The 9,855-nt window shown below is 69.3% G+C and carries 9 protein-coding genes; 7 read left to right on the forward strand and 2 right to left on the reverse strand.

From position 1 onward, the window contains the following. Positions 1 to 63 precede the first annotated feature (63 nt). From AOK24_RS21905 to AOK24_RS21915, 3 genes are all read left to right on the forward strand, one after another. On the forward strand, positions 64 to 1,305 hold the full coding sequence (locus AOK24_RS21905) for an amidohydrolase family protein (protein WP_055721768.1): 1,242 nt from the start codon (positions 64 to 66) through the stop codon (positions 1,303 to 1,305). Continuing rightward, positions 1,302 to 2,240, forward strand: a complete 939-nt coding sequence (locus tag AOK24_RS21910; RefSeq protein ID WP_055721776.1) for an LLM class F420-dependent oxidoreductase — start codon at positions 1,302 to 1,304, stop codon at positions 2,238 to 2,240. Before AOK24_RS21905 ends, AOK24_RS21910 begins: the two co-directional genes overlap by 4 nt. A 78-nt stretch (positions 2,241 to 2,318) precedes the next feature. Further along, positions 2,319 to 2,972 carry a response regulator transcription factor gene (locus AOK24_RS21915; RefSeq protein WP_055721769.1) on the forward strand — a complete coding sequence of 218 codons (654 nt, stop codon included), beginning with the start codon at positions 2,319 to 2,321 and terminating at the stop codon, positions 2,970 to 2,972. Positions 2,973 to 2,984: 12 nt separating this feature from the next. Here AOK24_RS21915 and AOK24_RS21920 read toward each other — a convergent pair whose 3' ends face one another. After that, positions 2,985 to 3,770 carry a hypothetical protein gene (locus tag AOK24_RS21920; RefSeq protein ID WP_055721770.1) on the reverse strand — a complete coding sequence of 262 codons (786 nt, stop codon included), beginning with the start codon at positions 3,768 to 3,770 and terminating at the stop codon, positions 2,985 to 2,987. Between the two features lie 38 nt (positions 3,771 to 3,808). Beyond that, positions 3,809 to 4,546 carry a hypothetical protein gene (locus tag AOK24_RS21925; protein WP_055721771.1) on the reverse strand — a complete coding sequence of 246 codons (738 nt, stop codon included), beginning with the start codon at positions 4,544 to 4,546 and terminating at the stop codon, positions 3,809 to 3,811. 193 nt (positions 4,547 to 4,739) lie between these two features. Here AOK24_RS21925 and AOK24_RS21930 point away from each other — a divergent pair, with 193 nt between their 5' ends. From AOK24_RS21930 to AOK24_RS21945, 4 genes are all read left to right on the forward strand, one after another. Continuing rightward, entirely contained in the window at positions 4,740 to 5,519 is a 780-nt protein-coding gene (locus AOK24_RS21930; RefSeq protein ID WP_055721772.1) for an SDR family NAD(P)-dependent oxidoreductase, read from the forward strand. A 102-nt stretch (positions 5,520 to 5,621) separates the two neighbouring features. After that, entirely contained in the window at positions 5,622 to 6,740 is a 1,119-nt protein-coding gene (locus AOK24_RS21935; RefSeq protein ID WP_055721773.1) for an LLM class flavin-dependent oxidoreductase, read from the forward strand. Between the two features lie 6 nt (positions 6,741 to 6,746). Next, positions 6,747 to 8,477 (forward strand): N-acyl-D-amino-acid deacylase family protein, encoded by a 1,731-nt coding sequence (locus AOK24_RS21940; protein ID WP_055721774.1) that lies wholly within the window; start codon positions 6,747 to 6,749, stop codon positions 8,475 to 8,477. Continuing rightward, positions 8,474 to 9,855, forward strand: a 1,382-nt coding sequence (locus tag AOK24_RS21945; protein ID WP_055721775.1) for an aldehyde dehydrogenase family protein, incomplete at its 3' end; no start/stop codon positions are given. The genes AOK24_RS21940 and AOK24_RS21945, both read left to right, overlap by 4 nt.

Genomic DNA, 9,855 nt, shown 5'->3' on the forward strand with positions numbered 1-9,855 from the left:
CCGCGGCCGAGGGAATGCCCTTTGCCGCTACGAGAGCTGACGACCCGTCAGATCGGCGCTACCGTGGCCGACATGGAGAACACGACAGAGTTCCCGCTGATCATCTCCGTCGACGACCACACCGTCGAACCCGCGCGCGTCTGGCAGGACCGCCTCCCGAAGAAGTTCCTCGACACCGGCCCGCGCGTCGTCCGGGCGCCCCTGAAGGAAATGACCTTCCTGGGCGGGCGGTTCAAGCCCGTGATGGGCGAGAAGGGCGACGAAGGACCGCTCGGCGACTGGTGGCTCTTCGAGGACCTCCAGCGCCCGCTGACCCGCCTCGACACGGCCGTCGGGTTCAGCCGCGACGAGATCCGGCTGGAGGTCATCACCTACGAACAGATGCGGCCGGGCTCGTACGACGTCCCCGCGCGCCTCGACGACATGGACGTCAACCACGTCCAGTCGGCGGTCTGCTTCCCCACGTTCCCGCGCTTCTGCGGGCAGACCTTCACCGAGGCGAGCGACCACGAACTCGGCCTGCTGTGCGTGCGGGCGTACAACGACTGGATGGTGGAGGAGTGGTGCGGCCCGCAGGCGCGCGGCCGGCTGATCCCGCTCACCCTGATCCCGTTGTGGGACGCCGAGTTGGCCGCCGCCGAGGTCCGCCGCAACGCCGCGCGCGGGGTGCGCGCCGTCGCGTTCTCCGAGATCCCGCCCCACCTCGGCCTGCCGTCCGTGCACTCCGACGCCTGGGACCCCTTCCTCGCCGCCTGCGACGAGACGGGCACCGTCATCGCCATGCACATCGGCTCCAGCAGCCGGATGCCGTCCACCTCCAAGGACGCGCCCCCGGCGGTCGGTTCGACCATCACCTTCGCCAACTGCTGCTTCTCCATGGTCGATTGGCTGATGAGCGGCAAGTTCGAACGCTTCCCGAACCTCAAAGTCATGTACGCCGAGGGCCAGATCGGCTGGATCCCCTACATCCTGGAGCGCGCCGACGTCGTCTGGGAGGAGAACCGGGGCTGGGGCGGCGTCGCCGACAAGGTCCACCGCCCGCCGTCCGAACTCTTCGCCGAGCACGTCTACGGCTGCTTCTTCGACGACGCGTTCGGCCTGCGCAACCTCGACGCGATCGGCGTCGGCAACGTCCTCTACGAGACCGACTACCCCCACTCCGACTCCACTTGGCCGAAGTCCAGGGAGGTCGGCGAGTCCCAGATGGGCCACCTCGACGCCGACGTGGTGGACCGCATCGTCCGCCGCAACGCCATCGAACTGCTCGGCCTGACCGACAACGGCCTGTGGCCGGGCCCGAGATGACCGGCCGCCTCGCCTACGGCATCCAGCTCCCCGTCCAGTCGCAGAGCCGCATCTACGTCGAACCCTGGGAACTCAATGCAGGGCCACGGGAGTTGGTGGAGGTCGCCCGCGCCGCCGACGAGGCGGGGTTCGCGTACGTCGCCTGCTGCGACCACGTCGCCATCCCGCGCCGCCTCGCGGACGCGATGGGCACGGTCTGGTACGACCCCGTCGCGACCCTCGCCCACCTCGCCGCCGTCACGACCCGCGTCCGGCTCCTCAGCCACGTCGCGATCGCCGGTCTGCGGCACCCCCTGCTCACCGCCAAGCAGTACGCCACCCTCGACCACCTCTCCGGCGGCCGGCTGATCCTCGGCGTCGGCGCGGGCCACGTCCAGGAGGAGTTCGAGGCGCTCGGCGTCGACTTCGCCCGGCGCGGCGCCGTACTCGACGAGACCCTCGACGCTCTGCGGACAGCGCTCGGGCCGGACGAATTCACCGGCCACCACGGCACGTTGTACGACTACGACGACCTCGGCCAGCGCCCTCGCCCGGCCCAGCCGCGCGTGCCGGTCTGGGTCGGCGGGTCCTCGCCCGCCGCGATCCGCCGGGCCGCCCTCAAGGGCGACGGCTGGCTGCCGCAGGGCGACCCGCGCGACCGGCTGCCCGGACAGATCGAGGCGATCCGGCAACTGCGCGGCGACATGGGCGAGTTCATCGTCGGAGCCATCGCCGAGCCGCTGTACGTCGGGACGCCGGACTGGGACGTCGGCCGCCGTACGCTCACCGGGAGCCCCGTGGAACTGGCCGACTCCCTGAACGCGTACGGGCAGTGGGGAGTGGGCCAGATCCAAGTCAGGTTCAGAAGCCGCTCTGTTGGCGAACTAGCCGATCAGATAAGGAAGTTCGGTGCCGAAGTAGCCCCTCTGCTGGGGTCTGTGAGGCACCTCTCTTGAATCTTTGAACATGTCCCTGCCGGACCGCGTATGTACGAACGTACGGACGTCGCTGTTCCGGCGGAAGGACCCCCCGCAGTGAGATCCTCCGAAAGGCTCTCTGTAGCTCTGGCCTGCGCTGAAGGCACCCACTGGCCGCACTCCGACTGGCCCGCGCCGGACGACTCGTACGTGGGCCGGGTCTGGCAGGTCGCCCCGCCCTACCCGAAGCTAGCGGACACCCCGCTGGACGTCGTCCTGCTGAGCTGTGTCGAACCCGCCCACGCGCTCCCGGAGTTGACCGGTGCCCTCGCCGGGCGCGGGGTGCCGGTGATCGTCGTCAGCGGGCGGCGGGACGTCGAGACGGTCGTCGAGGTTTTTCGGGGCGGCGCCGGCTACCTCGTCGACGGCGACTACTGCACCTGCATGCTCTCCTCGGCCGTGATGGCGGCCACAGTCGGCCACACCTACCTGTCCCCGGCGGCCAGCGCCGCGCTGCGCGAGGGGGCCCGCGAGGCGCCCGCCGGAGGGGATGCGGTGGAGCGCCTGCGGGCCCTTCTCTCGCCGCGCGAACGGCAGATCATGGAACTGCTCTCGACCGGGCTCGGCGCCCAGGAGATCGGACTGCGGCTGCGGCTCAGCGAGAAGACCGTGCGCAACAACCTCAGCAACATCTACGCGAAGCTCGACGCCCGCGGGAGCACGGACGCGGTCCTGCGCTGGCTGGGGGCCACGCCCGTGCTTCGCACCTGAAAACGATCGACTTCAGGACTGGCTGATCTCGGCCACCGGGATTTCCACGTCCGTCACATTGGTGCCGCCCTCGTCGAGACCCGGCTCCACCCGAATGCTGTTCTCGGAGTTCAGGATGCCGTTCGCCTGAGGCGTTCCGCACTTCACGTTCCGCAGCCACAGGCGGCCGTCCGGAGTTCCGTTCTTCAGGATCTGCGGATAGAAGACGTGCACGGACGTGGCGCCTTCACTCGGGGAGAAGAAGACCTTCTGTCCGTCCTGGGCATCCTTGTAGGTGGCGCGCAGGAATCCGCTCACGTCCGTGCGCTTCGCGGACCACATGAAGAAGGCGATGCTGTCGGGCTGGACGGTGTCGCTGCGCTCGAAACTCAGGCCCGTCGTCTTCTCGTCCCGGGTGATGTTGATCTCCGAGGTGCTGAACTGGACGCCGACCTCGAAGACGGAACTCGCGAGTTTCGTGCCGCCCTCCACGGTGAAGCCGTCCTCCAGTTCGATGCTGCGGGTCACCGAGGTGCTGACCGCGAATTCCTTCGAGGCCGCCGTGGTGTTCCCGCAGTTGTTCGTCACGGGGGAGACCCGCTGATTCGGGCCGAGGCTGTTCGCCTTGAACTGCACGTCGACGAATTCGCAGTTCTCCAGCTTGTCGGAATCCGCCGCGCAGTCGGCCGATACCTCGTTCGGCGTGGCCGCGCCGGCGGAGTTCATCAGCGGGATCGCGACGGCGAGCGCGGCCACCGGGGCGAGGGCCAGGGTGATGCGCTTCTTGCGGCTGCGGTGCTTTCTGGTGCGGGTGCCCATGACAGTCTCCAGGGGGTGTAATGGCTGGTGGGGAGGGTTCAGCAGTCTTCGAGGACGGCCTTGGACACGCCGTCGACGACGCCCGGTGCCCCGGCCGCGCCCGGCAGCATGTGCGGGCCCTCGACGATGTCCGGGGCGACGAAGTTCTTCTCGGGAGTGGCGTTCGTGACGGTCGTCGCCGAGCGCGCGTCGATCCGTACGCGCCATTCGCCGGTCATGCGCTGCATCTTCGGCGTGAATTCCATGTGCAGCACCTTGCCGACCGGCACCTCGCGCTCTTCCGTGTCACTGGCGGTCGCCGAATCCACGGTCATGTCCAGGGTGCCCTTGTGCTTCACCCACGAGCCGCTGATGGCGCCGAAAAGACCACCGCCGCCGCCCTGCTGGGTCACGGTGTACTTGCCTTCTCCCTGGGCCACCGTCGCCGTCCAGCCGACCTTCACCTTGGCCGGTTCCGTGGCGCCCGGCTCGCAGTTCGGGAAGTCGATCGACGCCTTCTCGGTGGGGCCGTCGAAGGTCTCGAAGTTCGTCTCGACGAAATCACAGTTGTCGGCCTGGAACCCGTCGGCGAAGCCCCCGTTGAAGTCGCTCACGGAACGCTGTTTGCCGTTGAGGACCGCCGAGCGCTCGCACATCGTCATGATCTGCTCCGGCGTCTTCTGCTCGTCGGCCGCGTTCGCCGAGGGGAGGAGGGTGATGATGGCGCCTCCGGTCGCCAGCGCGGCGCCTATCGCGACGTATCGGACCTTCTTGTTCCGGAGCTTTCTCTTGGCCATCCCTTGTTCCTCCCTTGAAGACTTCTTTGTCTGCCGCGGTCTGGATTATTGGGGGCTCGGGGCGGGTGCCGACAGGGTCAAATATCCCGGCTCGCGGTCTTGTGACATTGCTCACGCAATGCCTGTGCAGGTATCTGACGACTCATCAGGTACGGCGCTACGATGCTGGCTCCACCGATGCCGAGGGGGTCCCATGGACAGCACAGGCAAGCTGGACGGCCGGGTCGTGATCGTCACGGGCGCCGCCCGAGGGCAGGGCGAGCAGGAGGCGCGGCTCTTCGCGGCCGAGGGCGCGCGGGTCGTCGTGGCCGACGTCCTCGACGAACAGGGTGAGGCGCTCGCCGCCGAACTCGACTGCCTGTACGTGCACTTGGACGTCCGTGAGGAGGACTCCTGGCGTGCGGCGGTCGACGCGGCCAAGGAGGCGTACGGCCGCCTCGACGGGCTCGTCAACAACGCCGGCATCCTGCGCTTCAACGCCCTCACGGACACGCCGCTCGACGAGTTCATGCAGGTCGTGCGGGTCAACCAGGTCGGCTGCTTCCTGGGCGTCAAGACGGCCGCCCCCGAGCTCGCGGACGGCGGCACGATCGTCAACACCGCCTCGTACACGGCGATCACGGGCATGGCGGCGGTCGGCGCGTACGCCGCGAGCAAGCACGCGATCCTCGGTCTGACCCGCGTGGCCGCCCTGGAGCTGGCGCCCCGCGGCATACGCGTCAACGCGATCTGCCCCGGCGCGATCGACACGGCCATGTCCAACCCCTCGCTCCTGGATCCGAGTTCGGACCCCGAGGAGACGTCGAAGGCGCTGGACGCGCTGTACCGCAAGCTCGTTCCGCTGGGGCGCATCGGACGTCCCGAGGAGGTCGCCCGCCTCGCCCTGTTCCTGACGTCGGCGGACTCGTCGTACATCACGGGACAGCCGTTCGTGATCGACGGGGGGTGGCTGGCGGGGGTCTCGGTCATCTGACGGCTCATCAGCTATTGACGCTTACGGGGGGGCGGTGCCAGAGTCGGCGGCAGTTCATTGGCTGACGGTCCGTCAGAAACAGTCTTGGGGCGGTGAACCTCCTTGGAATTCGGGCTCTTTGTACAGGGATACGTCGGCAAGCGGGGCGAGGACGACCCGCTCGCGGAGCACAAGGCGCTGCTGGAGGAGACCGAGTACGTCATCGAGGCGGACCGGTCGGGGTTCAAGTACGCCTGGGCGTCGGAGCACCACTTCCTCGACGAGTACTCGCACCTGTCGGCCAACGAGGTGTTCCTCGGCTACCTCGCGCACGCCACCGAGCGCATCCACCTCGGCTCGGGCATCTTCAACCCCCTCGCGCCGGTCAACCACCCGGTGAAAGTCGCCGAGAAGGTCGCCATGCTCGACCATCTCACCGGCAACCGCTTCGAGTTCGGCAGCGGACGCGGCGCCGGCTCCCACGAGATCCTCGGATTCATGCCGGGCGTCACCGACATGAACCACACGAAGGAGCTGTGGGAGGAGACCATCGCGGAGTTCCCGAAGATGTGGCTCCAGGACGAGTACGTCGGATTCCAGGGAAAACACTGGCAGTTGCCGCCGAGGAAGGTGCTGCCGAAGCCGTACGGCAAGTCCCACCCGGCGATGTGGTACGCGGCCGGCTCGCCCCCGTCGTACGCCATGGCGGCCCGGAAGGGTCTCGGCGTCCTCGGGTTCAGCATCCAGAAGGTCTCCGACATGGAATGGGTGCTGGAGCAGTACAAGACGGCGATCGTCGACGCCGAACCGGTCGGGGACTTCGTCAACGACAACGTGATGGTGACGACCACGGCGATCTGCGCGCCCACCCACGACGAGGCGATCCAGGTCGCGGTCAGCGGCGGGCTGCACTACCTGCCCTCGCTCGTCTTCCGCTACCACGACACCTTCCCGCGCCCCGAGGGCTTCCCGGTCTGGCCCGAGACGCTCCCCGAGTACACCCCCGAGTTCGTCGAACTCCTCATCGAGGAAGAGCTGTTGATCTGCGGCGACCCCGACGAGGTGCTGCGGCAGTGCAAGCGCTGGGAGCAGGCCGGCGCCGACCAGCTGAGCTTCGGACTGCCGGTGGGCGTGCCCAAGGAGCAGACGCTCCAGACCATCCGGCTGATCGGCGAGCACGTCATCCCGAAGATCGACACGGACCCCGTGCACCGGACGACACGGTTCCGTCAGGGAGCGTGAGAGCTGATGCTCGATCATGTCATCAAGGGCGCCACGGTAGTTGACGGCTCCGGCGGCCCCGCGCGGGTCGCCGACGTCGGGATCCGGGACGGCCGTATCGCCGTCGTCGGTGAAGTCACCGAGGAATCCAGGACAGTTGAGGACGCGAGCGGCCTCGTCCTGTGCCCCGGCTTCGTCGACCCGCACACCCACTACGACGCCCAGCTCTTCTGGGACCCCTACGCCACCCCCTCCCTCAACCACGGCGTCACCACCGTCGCCGCCGGGAACTGCGGCTTCACCCTCGCCCCTCTCAACCCCGCGCGACCCCAGGACGCCGACTACACACGGCGGATGATGTCCAAGGTCGAGGGCATGTCGCTGGTCGCCCTGGAGGAGGGCGCGCCCTGGAGCTGGCACTCCTTCGGCGAGTACCTCGACGCCCTCGAAGGGCGGATCGCCGTCAACGCCGGTTTCATGGTGGGGCATTGCGCGCTGCGACGGCACGTGATGGGCGCCGACGCGGTGGGCGGACAGCCGACCGAGGAGCAACTCGCCGAGATCGTCCGGCTGTTGCACGACGCGATGGACGCCGGAGCCTGGGGCTTCTCGACCACCCAGTCCACCACCCACTCCGACGGGGACGGCCGACCGGTCGCCTCCCGGCACGCGCTGCCCGCCGAACTCATCGCCCTGTCCAAGGCGGTCGGCGAACACGAGGGCACCCAGATCGAAGCCATCGTCGCCGGCTGCCTCGACCAGTTCAGCGACGCCGAGATCGACCTCCTCGTCGACATGTCCGCCGCCGCCGGACGCCCCCTCAACTGGAACGTCCTCACCGTCGACGCCGGGGTACCCGAACGCGTACCCCGGCAACTGCACGCAAGTGAGCGCGCCCGCAAGGCCGGTGGCCGCGTCGTGGCGCTGACCATGCCGATCCTCACGCCGATGAACATGTCCCTCGGCACGTTCTGCGCGCTCAACCTCATCCCCGGCTGGGGCCCCATCCTCGGACTGCCCGTCCCCGAACGCATCGAGAAACTCGCCGACCCCGACGTACGCGCCGAGATGCTGCGCCGCGCCCAGTCCAAGGAGGCGGGCGTCTTCCGCAGGCTCGCCGACTTCGGGCGGTACGTCATCGGCGACACCTACAGCCCCGAGAACGAGGGCCTCACCGGGCGCGTCGTCCGCGACATCGCCGCCGAACGCGGCCAGGACCCCTTCGCGACCCTCGTCGAGATCTGCTCCAACGACCGCCTGCGCACGGTCCTTTGGCCGATGCCGCGCGACAACGACCCCGCCTCCTGGGCGCTGCGGGCCGAGACCTGGCGGCACGAGGACGTCCTCCTCGGCGGCTCCGACGCGGGCGCGCACCTCGACCGCATGTGCGGGGCGCCGTACACGACCCGCTTCCTCGGCGACTGCCTGCGCGGGCGCAGACTCGTCGGGCTGGAGCAGGCGGTGAAGATGCTCACCGACGACCCCGCGCAACTCTTCGGACTGCGCCAACGCGGGCGCGTGGAGCGGGGGTTCCACGCGGACCTCGTCCTCTTCGACCCCGACCGCATCGACGCCGGCAAGGCGACCCTCGTCCACGACCTGCCGGGCGACAGCCCACGGCTCGACTCCAAAGCCCTCGGCATAACAGCCGTATGGGTCAACGGAGTCGAGGCCATCCGCGACGACGTCGTGACCGGCGCCGTACCCGGCAAGGTGCTGCGCTCCGGGACCGACACCCGGACGGTGAGCACCAAGTGACCGACGGACAGCGGCTGTTCGTCGGCGGCGCGTGGGTGGAACCGGACGGCGGACACTACGAGGTGATCGACCCCGCCACCGAGGGCGTCGTCGGCCTCGCCCCCGAGGCGTCCGCCGCGCAGGCGAACGACGCGTGTGCGGCGGCGAGTTCGGCGTTCGAGAGCTGGTCGCGCACGCGCCCCGAGGAGCGGGCCGCCGTCCTCGCCCGCGCCGCCGACCTGATCCTCGCCCGGCGCGCCGAACTCACCGACCTGGCCCGCGCCGAGACCGGGGCGACCACCGCGACCGTCCGCTCCATGCAACTCGGCGTCGCCGCCGCCCGGTTCAGGCGGTACGCCCGCGTCGAACCCGCCGAGTGGCCCATCGCCCCGCAGATCAACGAGGCCGGGCCGATGGGAAAGGCCGCCGTCATGGGGGCGTTGGCCGTACGGCAGCCCGTCGGCGTCGTCACCTGCATCACCTCCTACAACAACCCCTGGGCCAACCCGGCCGGGAAGATCGCGCCCGCGCTGGCCATGGGCAACACGGTCGTCGTGAAACCGGCGCCCCAGGACCCGCTGTCGGTGTACCGGATGGCGGAGGTCCTGGAAGCCGCCGGGGTGCCGCCCGGTGTCGTGAACGTGGTCTCCGGAGAGGCAGTCGAGGTCGGCGAGGCGACCGTCTCGTCCCGCGACGTCGACATGGTCAGCTTCACCGGGTCCACCGCCGTCGGCGTGCGGATCGCCGAGGCGTGCGGGCGGGGCATGAAGCGGCAGCTCATGGAACTCGGCGGCAAGGGCGCGGCGTTGGTCTTCGACGACGCGGATCTGGGCTCCGCCGTCGCCGGGATCGGGACGACGTTCTCCTTCTACAGCGGGCAGATCTGTACGGCGCCCACACGGGTGCTGGTCCAACGGGGCGTGTACGGCAGGCTGGTTGAGCAACTCGTCGCCTACGCCGGGCGGTTGACGCTGGGGGATCCCCGGGAGGCCGGGACCGTCATGGGGCCGGTGATCAGCGCGGCGCACCGGGAGCGGGTGCGGGCGCACGTCGAGTCGGCGGTCCGGGAAGGAGCAACGCCCTTGGTGGGCAAGGTCGTCGACCTTCCCGAGCGAGGTTTCTATCTCGGGCCGACCGTCCTCGCCGACTGCACCAACGACATGCGGGCCGTCCGCGAGGAGATCTTCGGGCCCGTCGTCGCCGTCCTCCCCTTCGACGACGAGGAGGAGGCGATCGCCCTCGCCAACGACTCCGACTACGGGCTCATCGACTACGTCTGGTCCGGCGACGTCGCCCGTGCCTTCCGCGTCGCGCGGCGGCTGCGGGCCGGGGGCGTGGGGGTCAACACCGTCGGGCGGAACATGGAGGCGCCGTTCGGGGGGTTCAAGAAGAGCGGGGT

The organism is Streptomyces niveiscabiei (genome assembly GCF_001419795.1).
Taxonomy (GTDB): Bacteria; Actinomycetota; Actinomycetes; order Streptomycetales; family Streptomycetaceae; genus Streptomyces; species Streptomyces niveiscabiei.

Coding starts and splice junctions, on each gene's coding strand:
- AOK24_RS21910 (WP_055721776.1), top strand. CDS start 1,302: ATGACCGGCCGCCTCGCCTACGGCATCCAGCTCCCCGTCCAGTCGCAG.
- AOK24_RS21925 (WP_055721771.1), bottom strand. CDS start 4,546: ATGGCCAAGAGAAAGCTCCGGAACAAGAAGGTCCGATACGTCGCGATA.
- AOK24_RS21920 (WP_055721770.1), bottom strand. CDS start 3,770: ATGGGCACCCGCACCAGAAAGCACCGCAGCCGCAAGAAGCGCATCACC.
- AOK24_RS21930 (WP_055721772.1), top strand. CDS start 4,740: ATGGACAGCACAGGCAAGCTGGACGGCCGGGTCGTGATCGTCACGGGC.
- AOK24_RS21940 (WP_055721774.1), top strand. CDS start 6,747: ATGCTCGATCATGTCATCAAGGGCGCCACGGTAGTTGACGGCTCCGGC.